The sequence below is a fragment of the Bradyrhizobium guangdongense genome (assembly GCF_006483445.1).
Lineage (GTDB): Bacteria > Pseudomonadota > Alphaproteobacteria > Rhizobiales > Xanthobacteraceae > Bradyrhizobium > Bradyrhizobium guangdongense_A.
Window position 1 is genome coordinate 1 of record NZ_PPPT01000208.1, and the last position, 15,500, is coordinate 15,500.

Annotated in this window: 15 protein-coding genes; 7 read left to right on the forward strand and 8 right to left on the reverse strand. The window is 64.5% G+C overall.

Annotated elements, in window-relative coordinates; translation table 11 throughout:
- From C2U70_RS33220 to C2U70_RS27690, 3 genes are all read left to right on the forward strand, one after another.
- Window positions 1–1,377: tetratricopeptide repeat protein (locus C2U70_RS33220; protein ID WP_186294513.1), on the forward strand; the 1,377-nt coding region annotated here is incomplete at its 5' end.
- A gap of 325 nt (window positions 1,378–1,702) precedes the next feature.
- Window positions 1,703–2,410 (forward strand): TetR/AcrR family transcriptional regulator, encoded by a 708-nt coding sequence (locus tag C2U70_RS27685; protein WP_140981802.1) that lies wholly within the window; start codon window positions 1,703–1,705, stop codon window positions 2,408–2,410.
- On the forward strand, window positions 2,407–3,360 hold the full coding sequence (locus C2U70_RS27690; RefSeq protein ID WP_283810409.1) for a DUF1932 domain-containing protein: 954 nt from the start codon (window positions 2,407–2,409) through the stop codon (window positions 3,358–3,360). The genes C2U70_RS27685 and C2U70_RS27690 overlap by 4 nt, the downstream gene beginning before the upstream one ends.
- A gap of 6 nt (window positions 3,361–3,366) precedes the next feature.
- Here the strand turns inward: C2U70_RS27690 and C2U70_RS27695 are convergent, their stop codons facing one another.
- The 3 genes from C2U70_RS27695 to C2U70_RS27705 form a co-directional block, all read right to left on the reverse strand.
- Window positions 3,367–3,690: a hypothetical protein gene (locus tag C2U70_RS27695; RefSeq protein WP_140981804.1), complete on the reverse strand. Its 324-nt coding sequence runs from the start codon at window positions 3,688–3,690 to the stop codon at window positions 3,367–3,369.
- A 172-nt stretch (window positions 3,691–3,862) separates the two neighbouring features.
- On the reverse strand, window positions 3,863–5,068 hold the full coding sequence (locus C2U70_RS27700) for an amidohydrolase family protein (RefSeq protein ID WP_140981805.1): 1,206 nt from the start codon (window positions 5,066–5,068) through the stop codon (window positions 3,863–3,865).
- Window positions 5,068–6,318: an amidohydrolase family protein gene (locus C2U70_RS27705; protein ID WP_140981806.1), complete on the reverse strand. Its 1,251-nt coding sequence runs from the start codon at window positions 6,316–6,318 to the stop codon at window positions 5,068–5,070. Before C2U70_RS27705 ends, C2U70_RS27700 begins: the two co-directional genes overlap by 1 nt.
- Window positions 6,319–6,466: 148 nt before the next feature.
- On the opposite strand from C2U70_RS27705, the gene C2U70_RS27710 reads away from it, so the two are divergent.
- Complete coding sequence (locus C2U70_RS27710) at window positions 6,467–6,886, forward strand: nuclear transport factor 2 family protein (protein ID WP_140981807.1); 420 nt, start codon at window positions 6,467–6,469, stop codon at window positions 6,884–6,886.
- Between the two features lie 19 nt (window positions 6,887–6,905).
- Here C2U70_RS27710 and C2U70_RS27715 read toward each other — a convergent pair whose 3' ends face one another.
- Genes C2U70_RS27715 through C2U70_RS27725 form a run of 3 tightly spaced genes read right to left on the reverse strand, consistent with a single transcriptional unit; the run spans window position 6,906 to window position 9,219 of the window.
- Complete coding sequence (locus C2U70_RS27715; RefSeq protein ID WP_140981808.1) at window positions 6,906–7,193, reverse strand: YciI family protein; 288 nt, start codon at window positions 7,191–7,193, stop codon at window positions 6,906–6,908.
- A 14-nt stretch (window positions 7,194–7,207) separates the two neighbouring features.
- Window positions 7,208–8,140 carry an NAD(P)-dependent oxidoreductase gene (locus C2U70_RS27720; RefSeq protein ID WP_140981809.1) on the reverse strand — a complete coding sequence of 311 codons (933 nt, stop codon included), beginning with the start codon at window positions 8,138–8,140 and terminating at the stop codon, window positions 7,208–7,210.
- A gap of 5 nt (window positions 8,141–8,145) precedes the next feature.
- A complete protein-coding gene (locus tag C2U70_RS27725) occupies window positions 8,146–9,219 on the reverse strand; it encodes a maleylacetate reductase (protein WP_140981810.1) in 1,074 nt (357 codons plus the stop codon).
- 198 nt (window positions 9,220–9,417) lie between these two features.
- Between C2U70_RS27725 and C2U70_RS27730 the strand changes: the two genes are divergently transcribed.
- Together C2U70_RS27730 and C2U70_RS27735 are read left to right on the forward strand one after the other, a co-directional pair.
- The gene (locus C2U70_RS27730; protein WP_140981811.1) at window positions 9,418–9,897 is read left to right on the forward strand and encodes a MarR family winged helix-turn-helix transcriptional regulator; all 480 of its coding nucleotides are present in this window, start codon (window positions 9,418–9,420) and stop codon (window positions 9,895–9,897) included.
- A gap of 68 nt (window positions 9,898–9,965) precedes the next feature.
- Complete coding sequence (locus tag C2U70_RS27735) at window positions 9,966–11,639, forward strand: FAD-dependent oxidoreductase (protein WP_140981812.1); 1,674 nt, start codon at window positions 9,966–9,968, stop codon at window positions 11,637–11,639.
- Between the two features lie 98 nt (window positions 11,640–11,737).
- Here C2U70_RS27735 and C2U70_RS27740 read toward each other — a convergent pair whose 3' ends face one another.
- Together C2U70_RS27740 and C2U70_RS27745 are read right to left on the reverse strand one after the other, a co-directional pair.
- Window positions 11,738–12,868: a glycoside hydrolase family 172 protein gene (locus C2U70_RS27740; protein WP_140981813.1), complete on the reverse strand. Its 1,131-nt coding sequence runs from the start codon at window positions 12,866–12,868 to the stop codon at window positions 11,738–11,740.
- 84 nt (window positions 12,869–12,952) lie between these two features.
- Window positions 12,953–14,578, reverse strand: coding sequence for a long-chain fatty acid--CoA ligase (locus tag C2U70_RS27745; protein WP_140981814.1), 1,626 nt, complete (start codon window positions 14,576–14,578; stop codon window positions 12,953–12,955).
- 163 nt (window positions 14,579–14,741) lie between these two features.
- On the opposite strand from C2U70_RS27745, the gene C2U70_RS27750 reads away from it, so the two are divergent.
- Window positions 14,742–15,500, forward strand: a 759-nt coding sequence (locus C2U70_RS27750; protein WP_140981815.1) for a flavin-containing monooxygenase, incomplete at its 3' end; no start/stop codon positions are given.

A 15,500-nucleotide genomic window follows, 5' to 3' on the forward strand; every position in this document is an offset into this window, starting at 1 on the left:
CTCGCGCGCGCGGAGACGGCAAGTCCCGTCGAGCGCGCGATGATCCGCGCGTTGCCCGCGCGCTATCCTCAACGCGAAGCGATCGAGGACATGGCGCCCTGGGACAGGGCCTACACGAAGGAGATGCGAAAGATCTTCAAAACCTTCCCCGACGATCTCGATGTCAGGGCTGTCTTTGCCGAGGCGATCATGAACGAGACGCCCTGGCTGATGTGGGATCTGACATCGGGCAAAGCCGCGGAAGGGGCGGGCACCGAGGAATGCAGGGCCGTTCTCGAAGATGCATTCGAGAGGATGCCGGCCGCATGGGATCACCCGGGCCTGCTGCATCTCTATGTTCACCTGATGGAGATGTCGCCATTTCCGGAGCGGGCGCTACGCGCCGGCGACCGCTTGCGCGACATCGTTCCCGACTCCGGTCATCTGATCCACATGCCGACGCATCTCGACGTGCTGTGCGGGAACTACCATGACGTCCTCGTCTATAACCAGAAGGCGCTGGCGACCGACCGCAAATTCCTCGCTTATTCCGATGATCCCGGTGTCTACCTCGTCTACGTCATTCACAATTTCCACTTCGCGATCTATGGCGCGATGTTTCTGGGCCAGTACACGCCCGCGATCGCGCTTGCCGAGGAGTTGAACGCGACGATTCCGGACGCGGTGTTGCGGATTGAATCGCCACCGATGGCCGATTATCTCGAGGGATACCTGACCATGAAGCAGCACGTCCTCGTGCGCTTCGGCAAATGGCACGAGATCATCGCGCAGGAATTGCCGGGGGATCGCGACCTCTATTGCTCGAATGTCGCCATGATCCATTACGCCAAGGCGGTTGCGCACTCGGCGCTCGGCAATGTCGCGGAGGCAGAGGCCGAGAGAGCGTCATTCCTGGCGGCAAAGACCCGCGTGCCGGAGACGCGGCGTGTGCATAACCATTTCATCGTCAACCTCCTGAATGTTGCGGAAGCGATGCTGAACGGCGAGCTGGAGTATCGCAAGGGCAACCACGATGCGGCCTTCGCGCATCTGCGTAGATCGGTCGCGCTCAGCGACGCGCTGCCCTATGACGAACCCTGGGGATGGATGCAGCCGACCCGCCACGCGCTTGGCGCGCTGCTCCTCGAGCAGGGACGGATCGAAGAGGCCGAGGCCGTCTATCGTTCCGATCTCGGTCTCGACGGCAAACTGAGCCGCGCCTGCCAGCATCTCGACAACATCTGGTCGCTGCACGGGCTGCACGAATGCCTGACGCGCCGTGGAGAAAAGGCCGAAAGCACCCTGATCAAGCAGAGGCTCGATCTGGCGCAAGCGCGGGCGGAGATTCCGGTGAGGGCATCCTGCCTTTGCCGTCGTGCGGCGATGGCGGCTGAATAACTGCTTTGTGCTTTTTTTAGCAACTTCAGGACATCATCGCGCAGAATCTGGTGCGTTTTTGCATTCCCTGCGCCGCTTCGAAATCGTCTGGCGGTGACCGCCGAAGCGCCGCGCCGAGGCCCGCTACGATTGCTGCGATGATGGCAATATACAGGTGATTTGCCCGACGGGTCAAGAGCTATTTCGTAAAAAGCGAATCTTTCCGCACGCCCCCGGTTTCTACTGTGCATGGGGTTGTTTTCGTGGCTTTTGGCGAGCCGTCCTGGACACCTTGCGCCGTGTTCTTGTTGACGAAACTCGTTCATTTGTACGATAGTCCAAATCAATGGTCCGCAAGCCCACCAGCAAGGAACCGGCACGCAAGCCCAACATGCGCGAGGCGATCCTCGCCGCGGCCGAGGAGCTGTTTGCGACGAACGGTTTCAATGCCGTGTCCGTGCGTGACATCGCGCAGGCCGCCGGCGCGAATCCGGGCAGCGTGACCTATCATTTCAAGACCAAGGACGGCTTGTTGCTGGAGATCTATCAGCGGCATTGCGGGCCGATGAATCTTCGCCGTTCGGAGCTGCTGGAGGCCGCCAAGCGCGTGCGCGATCTGCAGGACCGGCTCGAGGCGATCGTGCGCGCCTATGTCGTGCCGGCGTTCACCTCGGGCAGCGATCTCGCCGGCGGCGGCGCACGCTTCTCGCGGCTGCGTGCCGTGATGTCGGCGGAAGGCAACGAGGTCGCGCGGCGCATCATCGCGCAGACCTTTGACGACACCAGCCACGCCTTCATCGATGCGATCCACGACAGCCTGCCGCACATCCCGCGCACCGACATCGTCTGGCGCAGCCATTTTCTGCTCGGCGCGCTCTATTACTCGCTTGTCACGCCCGAGCGCGTGACGCGCCTGGCGCGCGGCGAGACCGATGGCGGCGATGCGGCGACCGCCATCGAGCAACTGGTGCAGGCGACCGTCGCCTCGCTCCAGGCGCCGGCGGTGGACCAGGTCGAGCCGGTGCGCAAGCGCGCGGTCAGCAGTCCGACCTGAGACCAGCAACAACCAAGAAGACGATCATGTCGGGTGATCCCAAACGATGGCAGATAGGTCTCGTCGGCTATGGCGAGGTCGGCCGCATTCTCGCTGAGGATCTGCGTCAGCAGGACATCAGGGTTGCCGCCTACGACACCAAGCTCGACGGCGATCAGGCCGCGCCGTTGCGAGAGCATGCCGCGAAATTCGGCGTGGCGCTCGCGACCTCGCATGCCGATCTCACCGCGCGATCCGACTTCATCGTCTCGGCGGTGACTGCGAGCCAGGCGGTGCCGGTGGCAAAGGCCTGCGCGGCGGCGATCAACCAGGGCACCTGGTTTCTCGATTTCAACTCGGCTTCACCCGGCGCAAAACAGCGCGCCGCAAAACTGATCGATGATGCCGGCGGGCGTTACGTCGAAGGCGCTGTCATGACCTCGCTGCCGCCTTATCGGATCAAGGTGCCGCTTCTGCTCGGAGGCTCCGGTGCGCGCGAGCTTTCGCCGCTGCTCAACGCCATCGGATTCGCATCGAAGGTTGCGAGCGATCAGCTCGGCGTGTCCTCCGCGGTCAAGATGTGCCGCAGCATCATGATCAAGGGCATGGAGGCCATGGTCATCGAGAGTTTCACCACCGCGCGCGCCTATGGCGTCGAGGATGCGGTGCTGGCCTCGCTCGCGGAGACGTTTCCCGACATCGACTGGGAGAAGCAGGGCGCCTATTTCTTCCAGCGCGTAATCGAGCACGGCCGCCGCCGCAGCGAGGAGGTGCGCGAGGTCGCCGAGACCGTGCGCGAGGCCGGCCTCACGCCGTGGTCAGCGCAAGGCACCGCCGAGCGGCAGGGCTGGATGGCCGATCTCGCCGACGAGGGGCTGTTCGGCACCAAGGGCACCAAGGAGTTTGCGCGCAGCGCGAACTGGCGCACCGAAGCGGACCGGATCATCGCGAAGACGAAGCGCGAGACGTGAGCGCGTCTAGCTGAGCCTGCGGCCCTCGCGACGCGGGCTGATGAGCTCGCTCCGAGTACGCTCGATCAAGCCGATCAGGCTGTCGGACTTCCGCACAAGTTGCGCGTAGGTCGGTGTCGCGCGGAATTCGTCGACGACGACACGAACGCATTTGTCGGCCATATCGAGGGTCATCAGGACGCGGTTCTTTTGCGCAATTGTGCGAGCTCCCGCGACATCGAGATCGGACAAGACGTGCCCGATGCCGTCGAGCCGGCGCACGGCGAGATCGGCGGGTGCCTTGGCGCGCCCGGCAAGAGCGTCCGTTGTGGTTTTGGATGCGCTGATCATGTCAAAGCGTCCCCGTCGAGCGTTGACGTCCTTTCCTCGCTTAGTATGAGCATCATCATTTGACTTGCAATGAAATCGCCTATCGGGATTCGGCGAGAGTCTACGGAGGGCGGCCCGGGATTCTACTGGAATCGCCCACTCACGGTTGCGACGGATTGGGGATTCTCGCGCGTCAGCCGTGGTTTCCGACGACCTTGCCGTTTTCCGCGACCAGCCGGCCGTCCCTGTAGACCGCGCGCCCCGGAGGGACGCCAACGACGGCTTCGGGAATGTGCGCCGCGTTCAGCGTGACAAAATCCGCCCTGGCGCCGACGCGCAGGCCGTAATCTTCGAGCCGCAGCGCTTTGGCGCCGGCGGTCGTGACGAGATCGAAGGCGATCCGCAACTCCTCGTCGACGTTGAAGCCGGAACGGTAGCCGATCATCATCGCCCGCCGCAGCATGTCGCCGTCGCCATAGGGCCACCAGGAATCGCGGATGTTGTCGTTGCCGCCGAACACGGTGACGCCGGCATCGCGCAGGCTCTTTACCGGCGGGAAGGGCCGCGCGCCCGGCGCGGTCGTCATGATGGCGACGCCGAAACGGGCGAGAGTGTCGGCCGTCTTCCTGAGGATGTCCGCGGAGACATCGCCGAGCGCATAGGCATGGCTGACGGTGACGTGGCCCTGCATGCCGAGCGCGCGTGTGCGCGCGGCGATCTGCTCGATCTCGAAAATGCCGAGCATGCCCATGTCGTGCAGGTGGATGTCGACATCGACGCCATGCTTGCTCGCGACGCCGAACACGACATCGAGATGCTTTTCGACGTCGCGATCGAAACTGGCGGGATCGAGCCCGCCGACGACGTTGGCGCCCAGCCTGATCGCGTCGTCAAGCAGTTGCGCGGTGCCGGGGCTTGCGAGGATGCCGCTCTGCGGGAAGGCGACGAGCTGGATGTCGATCAGGCGGCTATATTCGTCGCGGACCGCCAAAATCGTCTCCAGCGATTTCAGGCCGACCGAGCCGTCGACCATGACATGGCTGCGCATCCGTGTCGTGCCGTGTCCGATGCAGAGGTCGAGCTGGTTGCGCGCGCGGACATCCATCGGCGCGGCCTCGGCGAGGTTTTGCGCCTGAAACGCGACGCGCTCGCGCACATCGAACCCGGCGGTGCAGGGCTTGTGCGGGCGCCAGACGTCGCCATAGAAGCTGGTGTCGAGGTGAATATGGCCCTCGACAAATCCTGATACCACGAGGGCGTTGTTGAGGTCGACGACTTCAGCGCCGGCCGGCCGCTCGTCGGCGGACGTGATGGCGGCGATGCGTCCGCCGCAGACTGCGATGTGATGTGTGGCGCCCTCGTCGAACCGCGCATTCAGAAAGACTGTGTCGAAGGCCATCAGTCTGCGCTCCGCGAAGGAGGAAGCAGCACCGGGCTCTTGCGCTCGAACACCTGACGTCCCTTCTTGAAGCCCATCAGGACATCCGGCAGCTCCGCGATCGCCATGCGGCTGTCTGACGTGTCGAGCACGATCAGGTCGGCCGGGTTGCCGACGGCAATGCCGTAATCCCGGAGGTTCATCAGCCGTGCCGGCAAATCGGTGACGAGGTCGAGGCAGGTGTCGAAATCGCCGACCGCGGCATGGGCGACATTGGCGTAAAAGTTTGCCATGCGCAGCAGCGACGCATCGCCGAAGGGCGTGAAGGGGTTGAGCACGTTGTTGGTGGCGACCGAGCACAGCACGCCATCAGCGACGAGCTTGTGGGCGAGCGTCAGCCCGCGTGGCACGTTGTGGGTGGCATTGCGCCCCATCAGATAGAGATCGGTCGCCGGCAGCACTGTGACGGCAACGCCGGATTTCGCCAGCCGCTCCGTTGCGGCCTTCAGGCGCGCCGGCGGCAGGGCCGAGAGTTTTGTCGCATGGCCGATCGCGACGCGGCCCTGATAGTTGCGCTGCTCGGTCTGCCGGCAGACCTCGTCCATATGCCACCAGGATGGATCGAGATCGAAGTCGAGATGGAGGTCGACGTCAACGTCGAACTCCTGGGCCAGATTGAAGATGCGTTCGAGATGGGTGGTCGGATCCGTGTCCGTATAGGGACAGCCGCCGATCACTTCGCCGCCGTCGCGCAGCGCCTGCACCAGCAGCTCCTCGCTGCCGGGATCGTTGGTCAGGCCTTCCTGCGGAAAGACGCAGAGCGACAAATCGAGTGCCCAGGCATAGTCGCGCTTCAACGCCTTCACAGCCGCGAAGCTGCGCAGCCCGATGCGAGGGTCGATTTCAACATGGGTGCGCATGCGCGTCGTGCCGTGGACGATCGCGCGCTCGATCACTTTGGCGCCGCGCCCATAGACGTCCTCGACCGTAAAATCCTTCTTCATCGCAGCGACGGCGCGGATCGCCCCGGCGACGCCGCCATGATCATGCGCACAGCGCCCGAGGAGGCACGCCTTGTCGAGATGGATGTGGGTGTCGACAAAGCCGGGCAGGGCCAACCGGCCGCCGGCATCGACCTCGACGCCCTCGCAGGCAAGGCGAGGCTCGATCGCGGCGATCCGGCCGCGGGCCACGCCGATATCGACGGGGGCGGCGGATGTCCGCAACATGGCGTTGCGGATAATCAGATCGAATGCGGTGCGGGCGATCATGTCCGGGGTTTCATGGCGGGACTCTAGGGCGGAAAGCCAGGCACGACGGTTTCAGATTGTGAGCAAATTTGCGAGGGGGCCCTGCAAAATTTATGCATGCATCCCTGCATCCCCGCTATAGAATCGCGAAACCTCTGGAGGATCAGCCGTGACCGTTGCCGAAAAGACCGACAGCAAACCCGCATCGGACGCCAAGATCGTGGAGGCCTATCTGGTCGCGTCGATGATTCCCGACCCCGACGCCGCGGCGGTCTACATGGCGCCGGGCACCGTGATCACGTTCACGGGCGGGCGCGAGTTCGACCATCCGCGCGGGCCGACCGGATTCAATGCCAAACGCTATAGCTGGGTCAAGAAGAAGATGGACCGCTTCGACGTGTGCCCGGGCGACGGCGAAACAGTGGTCTACAGCATCGGGACGCTCTACGGCGAATGGAAGGACGGCACGCCGTTCGAAGGCAACCGCTACGTCGATCGCTTCGTGGTGCGCAATGGCAAGATCGTCAAGATGGACGTCTGGAACGACAGCGCCGAACGCATTCTGATCCGGCACGGCATCGACGCCTAGCCGGCACCCGGCGAAAGCCTCATCCCTGCCGGCGCAGGAAGCCCGTGATCGTGACCTTCTCCCAGATGCCGGCCGCGGCAAACGGATCGGCGCGGTTGAAGGCTTCGGCCTCGGTGCGACCGGGTGCCTCGATCAGGAACAGGCTGCCGATCATTGTCGCGCCGTCGTCGGACACCAGCGGTCCTGACATCACGATCCTGACGCCGAAGCGCGAGGTATCGCCGAGAAACGCCTTGTGCGCGTCGTAATGGGCGAGGCGCGTCGGCAGGGCGCCCAGCTTGTCGAGGGCGTGGATCGCGAACAGCATGATGTCTCCGTCGATCAGGACTTTGGTTCGCCAGGGGCGGGTTCGCCAAGGTTGGGTTCACCAAGGCCCACCAGTTTTTCGAGATGGCGGACGGTGGCGATGAAGTCGGTCTCGCCGTCGCCTTGGGCGATGATCGCACCATAGGTCTCGCGCACCTGGGCTGCGAGCTGCAGCGGCACGCCGACGGCGTGGCCGGCACCGAGGATGAGGTCGAGGTCCTTTGCCATCTGCTTGCAGGAGAAGGTCGACGCGAAGTCGCGGGTCCGCAGCGGCGCGGTCTTGTACTTGACCATCGGGGAGGCGACGGCGCTGTCGTCGAGCACCTTCAGCATGTCCTGCCAGCCGATGCCGCCCTTGCGGGCCAGCGCCAGGCTTTCCGCCATCATCGCCGCCGACACCGCGATCATCAAATTGACGGCGAGCTTTGCGTAGCGCGCTTCCTCGGCGGGGCCGAGATAGGTTTGCGCGCTGGTGAAGCTCGCGAACAACGGCTTGGTGTTCTCGAACGCGTCCTTCGGACCCGAGACGAAACAGCTCAGCGCGCCCGTGTGCACGATGCTGGCATTGCCCGAGAGGGGTGCGCGCAGATAGGCGATGCCGCGCGCTCTTGCGGCGGCGTCGACCTCGGCTGATGCCTCTGCACTCACCGTGCTGGTCTCGATCAGAACCGAGTTTTGCGCCATCGCGCCGATGATGCCGCCGGCGCCGAGCATGACCGTATGCAACACCGCATCGTCAGGCAGCGAGGTGATGACGGCCGCGCGGTTCCTGACGGCTTCGGCGGCAGATTCTGCCACCGGGATCCCATGTTGCTGAGCGGCGGCGATCCGTGCCGCGCTCTGGTCGAATGCCGTGACGGCGTAGCCCGCTTTGGCGACGAGGACGGACATCGGCAGGCCCATCTTGCCGATGCCGATCCAGCCCACAGTCCTGGACGCGTCTGTCATGGTGCTTACCGGTGAGCCGTGACGGGCGGCTCGCCCGCCCAGGCGCGCGCGATCAGGTCGCGGATGGCGTTGCGTTCCAGCGGGCGGGGATTCCAGTAGGCGTTCGTCACTGCGAGATCGGCCGCCTTGTCGATTCCACTCTCGGGCATGCCGATGTCGCGCAGCGCCAGTTTTGCATTGAGCCGCCGCGCCAGGTCATAAAGGCCCTGCGCTCCATCGCCGCCGCCGATCGCGCGCGAGATGCGCGTCATGGCGTCGGGTATCGCCGGCGCGTTGTAGGCGAGCGCGTGCGACAGCACGATCGTGTGCGTCTCGGCATGCGGCAGGTCGAAGGTGCCGCCGAGCGTGTGGCAGAGCTTGTGATGCAAGGCCATGCCGACGGTGCCGAGGCAGACGCCGCACAGCCAGGCGCCATAGAGGGCCTCGGTGCGGGCCTCACGGTCATCGCTCTTTGCGGCGATGACCGGCAGGGCGCGTGCTAGCGCGCGGATGCCTTCTTCCGCCATCAGCGAGGTCACGGGGTTGGTGTCGCGCGCATAGAGCGCTTCGACCGCATGTGCGATCGCGTTGATGCCGGATGTCGCGGCGAGCCCCGCGGGCAGCGTCATCGTGAGATCGACGTCGTAGATCACGGTCTCCGGCAGAATCGCCGCGTCGCGCACCGTGGTCTTCAGGCCGTTCTCGGTCTGGCCGACGATCGGTGTCATCTCCGAGCCGGCATAGGTGGTGGGAATGCAGAGCTGGTTGACGCCGGTGCGCAAGGCCAGCGCTTTGCCGAGACCGGTGGTCGAGCCGCCGCCGAGCGACACGACGCAGTCGGCCTCGCACGCCTGCATCGCGGCGAGCGCCTTGGTGGTGACCTCGACCGGCGTGTGCATGGTCGCGCCGGGAAAGATGCCGGCATAGAGCGGCCCGAGCGCGGCACCCAGGCTCTTGCCCTGGGCTTCCTGCTGCGGCGTCGTCAGCACCAGCGCGCGCTTGCCCCCGAGCCGCTCGACCTCGGCCTTGGCTGCGCTCAGCGTGCCGCTGCCGAACACGACGCGGCAGGGCAGGTTTTCAAAGGTGAATGAACCGATCATGTTCCCTGCTTTCCTCGCCTGCCATGTTCGTCGTTAGCGCCATTGTGCCTTGCAGGAAATGGAAATAAAGACCAAAAATCGCAAGTCGCATTCTCGATCTGTACAAATGGACCAGCAGCTCCAGCGCGAAGCCTTCTCCAAAACGGCCAGGCCCGGCGCGCTGTCGCCGAAGGGTATGCTGCGCGTCACGAGCTCGCGATGAGCAGGCGAGACCCAAAGGCCGGAAGGTCCGGGCCGGCCTGGCGGCATGCGAATATCGGCCGGCTCCTCAACAACGCCATCGGCCGCTTCGAAGCCCGCGTGCTCGAGCTGATGAGCGAAGGCGGCCATGGCGAGACGCGGATCGCCCATGTCAATCTCACCCGCAATCTCGACGTGGAGGGCACACGCCTGACCGAGCTCGCGCGCCGCGCCGCGATGAGCAAGCAGGCGATGGGTGAGCTCGTGGACCAATGCGCCGCACTCGGGCTCGTCGATCGCGTCGCCGATCCCAGCGACGGGCGGGCCCGCATCGTCAAATTCACCGCCGACGGCCTGGTCTGGCTGGACGCGTTTCGCGACGCGGTCGACCTTGCCGAGCGCGAGATGCGCGCCGAGCTCGGCAAGGCGACGATGGACGCCATCCTCATGGGATTGGCGGACTACGGAGCACGGTTCGATACGCTCGAAGACAGATAGTCAGGCTGCTTGACTAAATCGTCCGGCGCCCTTACCACGCAATGTGAGAGCGTGGAGGAGGGTACGTCTTGGCGGCTGAGCTGAGGGTATCGGTGCTGATCGCGGGCGGTGGTCCCTGCGGGCTGATGCTCGCCAACGAGCTTGGCCGGCGCGGCGTCTCGGCCGTCGTCGTCGACGAGAAGCCGGACACGGCATTCAATCCGCAGGCCAATGCCACGCAGGCCCGCACCATGGAGCACTATCGCCGGCTCGGTTTTGCCGACGAGATCCGCCAGGCCGGCCTTCCCGCGGACTATCCGACCGATGTCGCCTATTTTACGCGCTATACGACTCACGAGCTGGCGCGGTTCGAGCTGCCGTCCTCGTCGCGCGCGAGCGCGCTCGTCAAAGGACTATCCGGCTCCTGGAGCGCCGCGGAGCTGCCGCATCGGGTGTCGCAAAAATATGTCGAGGCGGTGCTGCGCCGGCATGCCGAGAAGTTGCCGGGAATCCGTGTTCATTACGGCCATCGTCTCATACGCTACGTCGAGCGGGACGACGGCATCGTCGGCGAGGTCGAGCCGGTCGGCCACGGCGCGAGCTTCACGGTTCATGCCGATTTTCTCGTTGGCGCCGACGGACCACGCTCTCTCGTGCGGCAATCGCTCGGCATCTCCTATGGCGGAAGTACGGGGAGCCAGCGCGACTTCATGGGCGGGCGCATGCTGGCCGTCTACCTCCGCTCGCCCCAGTTTTACGCGCGCGTGCCGCACGCCAAGGCCTGGATGTATAATTGCTTCAACCGCGACCGGCGCGCCTTCATGGCAAGCGTGAACGGACGCGACGAGTTCGCGTTTCACACCCAGCTTCGTCCCGGCGAAGACGAGAGCACGATCGCTGCTGAGGACGCCAAGGCTGCGTTCCAGCGCGCCTGCGGTGCGCCCATCGATTGCGAGGTGCTCTCGCACCTGACCTGGACGGCCGGTCATGCGCTGGTGGCCGACGGCCTGCAGCGCGGCCGGGTCTTTCTCGGCGGCGACGCCGCGCATCTGTTCACGCCGACCGGCGGCCTCGGCTACAACACCGCGATCGAGGACGCGGTCAATCTCGGCTGGAAGCTCGCCAGTGTCGTCAAGGGCGTCAGTCCGCGGACGCTGCTCGACAGCTACGAGACCGAGCGACGCCCCGTCGCGCTCCGCAACACCGACTATGCGCGCCGCTTTGCCGACTCGCTTGGGCTCTATGCCGCCGCACCGGAGATCGAGGATGCCACGGACGCTGGCGCGGAAGCGCGGCGTGTCGCCGGCGCTTATCTCAATCAGCACGCCCGCGCCGAGTTCAACATTCCCGGTATCACCTTCGGTGGCCGCTATGATGGTTCGCCCATCATCGTGTCTGACGGCACCGCGCCCCCGCCTGACGCAGCCAATGTCTACGTGCCGAGCGCCTGTCCAGGCGGGCGCGCGCCGCATGCCTGGCTCGGCGACGGCATGTCTCTTTACGATCAGTTCGGCTTCGAATGGACGCTGCTGCAATTCGAATCCACGGCGATCGACCCGCGTCCGCTGCGCGAGGCGGCAGCCGCTCTCGGTGCCGATCTGAAACTTGTCGATTTGCCGCGGGCGTTGCGCGATCTCTACGAGGCCGATCTCGTCCTCATCCGCCCCGATCAGATCGTGGCCTGGCGCGGCGGCGCCTCGGAGGCGGGAGCATTCTGCGGCGTGCTGGCCCGTGCACTTGGCATGTCGGGACGCTCTCGGTAGAAGCGGGGCGCCAACCCGTAGCCCGGATGAAGCGCAGCGCAATCCGGGATCGACGAGTCCCGTATTCCGCTTCGCGCCATACGGGCTACCAAGCGTGCCTAATCCACTTCGAGATAGTCCGCGTCCGGCAGCATCGGAAACGGCGCCGTCGGCAGCGTCTGGTACCAGAACGCAACCGAGGCGATGTCGTCCTGCAGCGGCAGGTATTTCGGCTCCTTGACGCCGTGGCGCCAACCCAGCGCCTGGATGGTCACGCGCAGATCGCGCTCGAAGCGCACGGGATCGGTGATGTGCCAGCGGTACATGCCAAAACGCTGCTGTGAGCGGTAGACGCCGTCGGGGCGGATCACCTGCGGCAGGCCGGCATAGGGCGTGGTGAATTCCTGGTAGCGCGACGGCGGGCCGCCGCTCTGGCCGGGATGTGCGAGCATCCACGGCACATGAGGGTCGAAATTGTAGGCGCCGCAAAAATAGTCCTCGGCGCCGGTGCCGCAGATGGTCGGAAATTCACCGTCGCCGTCCATGAAGAACTTGATCTCGCCTTCGCCCCACCAGCCGTTGCTGTTGGTGCCCCAGGCCATGTAGGTGCCGACATAGTGTCCCTTGCCGGTGACACCATCAAGGATGGTGTAGACGTCCTTGTAGGGCAGGGGATTGGTGCGGCGGAATTGCGCGTGAAAATAGGCGCAGTCTTCCGGCACGTCGGTCAATGTGTAGTTGATCTGGTAGTAGACGGTCAGCCGCTCCTCGCTGCGGTTCTCCAGCGTGAAGCGCGCGCGTTTGCGAAACGGCATTTCCCAATAGCAGTTGAAGCCGCGCCCGGGATTGACACACACCGCGAGCGATGAGACCTGCGCAAAATCTTCCCAGCCGCAGGCGAAGAAATCGCCGGCCGGGCATTCGACGCTCGGCAGCGCCTGGTCGTCCCAGTAGATGCGGAGGATGGAATGGCGGAGACGGCCGCGCGCCAGCGTCATCCAGATCTGCTGGATCGCGCCCTGTCCTTCGATATCGGCGAGCGTAAAGGTAGCGCCCGGCTCGATCACGACATAAGGCGAGATCTTCCAGCCCGGGCCGAGATCGCGCGCCTGCCGCGCCGCCGGGCCGTCCACGGCCATGCCGCCCTTGCCCTTTTCGCCCGAAAAATTCTCCGGGCTGATCGAGCGCGACTGCGCGTTCGACAGGTGCGACAGATTGCCGAGATGCAGGCCCAATCCGGAAAACACCATTTTGTCCTCGATCCCTGGGGTTTGCGACCGCCAGATATATCGCGGGCGAATCTACCAAAAGATGAAGACGATCGCAGAGAGGGATCAGCCGGCGCGGTACCCCTTAAACTTCTCCCGCAGCGCCGATTTCAGCACCTTACCGGTGCCGGTCATCGGAAACTCGTCCAGAAATTCGACCGCATCGGGCATCCACCAGCTCGCGATCTTCGGGCGCATGTGGTCGAGCAGCGCCTTGGCCTCCACCGTCGCGCCCTTCTTGCGCACGACCAGGAGCAGGGGGCGCTCCTGCCATTTCTCGTGCGCGATGGCGACGACGGCGGCCTGCAGCACGTCGGGGTGGGAGAGGGCGACGTCCTCGAGCTGGATCGAGGAGATCCATTCGCCGCCCGATTTGATCACGTCCTTGGAGCGGTCGGTCAGCGTCACATGTCCCTGCGGGTCGATCACGGCCATGTCGCCGGTGATCAGCCAGCCGTCGCGATCGACGCCTTCATTGAGCTTCATGTAGCCGGACGCAACCCACGGGCCCCTGGCGCGCAGATGACCGACGGTCTTGCCGTCGCGCGGCAGCTCCTTCTCGCCGTCGTCGACGATGCGCAGAGCCGTGCCGAAACAGGCGCGTCCCGACACCATGCGCCGGTCGAACTTTTCGGTGTCGCTGAGATGCTCGGAGCCCGGGCGCAAGCTCGGCATTGAGCAGCCCAGCGCTTCCGTCATGCCCCAGGCCTGGATGTAGTCGATGCCGTAGTCGCGCTTCAGCTTCTCGACCATCGTGCGCGGCGGCGCCGAGCCTGATGACAGTGTCGCGCGCAGCGTGGTGAACTTGTTGCCGGTGCGGCCGAGCCAGTCGAGCAGGATCAGCCAGAAGCTCGGGACGCCGGCCGACAGCGTCACCTTCTCGCCTTCGAGCAGCTCATAGAGCTTGTCGGGCTCGTAATTGCGACCGGGCAGCACCAGCTTCGAGCCGGTATAGGGCGCGGTGAACGGCATGTTCCAGCCATTGCCGTGGAACAAAGGCGCCATCGGCATCATCACCTCGCGCACGCCCTCCATGTGACCGGGCAGGAAGTCGAAACCGGAGCAGACCATGGTCTGAAGCAGGGCGGCGCGATGCGAATAGATCACGCCTTTGGGATTGCCTGTCGTGCCTGACGTGTAGCAGATCGTGGATGCCGACTTTTCGTCGAACACCGGCCAGGCAAATCCGGCCTCGTTCTCCCTTGCGAGCAGCTCCTCATAGCAATGTACATTGGCAAGCTTCGTCTCGGGCATCCGCTCGCGCGACGACATCACGACGTAGGCCTCGATCGTCTTCAACTGCGGCGCGATCGCTTCCACGATCGGCAGCGTCGCGCGATCGATGAAGAGGAGGCGATCCTCGGCGTGGTTGATGATGTAGACGAGCTGTTCGGGAAACAGCCGCGGATTGATGGTGTGCAGCACATAGCCCATGCCGGGCGCGGCATAGAACATTTCGAAATGGCGATGCGTATTCCAGGCGAGCGTGCCGACGCGGTCGCCTTGCTTCATGCCGAGCCGCTTCAGCGCCAGCGCCATGCGCTTGATGCGTGGATGCGCATCCGCATAGGTGTAGCGATGAATGTCGCCCTCGATCTCGCGCGCGACGATCTCGGCTTCGCCGTGATTGTCGGCTGCGTACTGGATAAGGCCGCTGATCAGGAGCGGCATATCCATCATCAATCCCTGCATCGTGTCCTCCGGAAGGCCGCTTCTTCCCGCGGCTCAATTGGTGGAACGTTAGCTGAGGATCTTGCGGGGATCACCTGAAAACCGCAGATACAATTGCGCGCAACGACCGTTTGGCGTTAACTGGCGAATGCGATTTGAGATCGCATTCGCCGGAGAAAAAGCGATGTCAGCGGAAAAACACAAGACTGGCACGGAAGGCATAGCCAGCGTCGACATCTCCGCATTGCGTGCCCGCTATCGCGACGAGCGCGACCGCCGTCTGCGCAGCGAAGGCAAGGCGCAATATGTCGAGGCGGCCGGCGATTTCGGTCGCTACCTCGACGATCCCTGGGCCGATCCCGGCTTCACGCGTTCACCGGTGACGGAAGAAACGGAAGTCGTCATCGTGGGCGGCGGCTTTGGCGGGCTCTTGTGTGGCGCGCGTCTGCGGGCTGCAGGGATCGATGATTTCCGCATGGTGGAAAAGGCCGCCGATTTCGGCGGCACCTGGTACTGGAATCGTTATCCCGGTGCGGCCTGCGACACCGAGAGCTACATCTATCTGCCGCTGCTGGAAGAGACCGGCTACATGCCGGTGCGCAAATATGCGCGCGCGCCTGAGATCTACGAACACTCGCGCCGCATCGGCCGCCACTTCGATCTCTACGATCGCGCGCTGTTCCAGACTGTCATCTCGCGGATGACATGGCAGGACAAGGAGTCGCGCTGGCTGGTCGAGACTGATCGCGGCGACAAAATTCGCGCGCGCTTCGTCATCCTGGCCGGTGGTCCGCTGAGCCGACCAAAGCTGCCGGGTATCCCCGGTATCGAGACGTTCAAAGGCCACACCTTCCACACCAGCCGTTGGGACTACGCCTACACCGGCGGAACGGCCGAGGGGAATCTCACCGGCCTTGCCGACAAGCGCGTCGGCATCATCGGC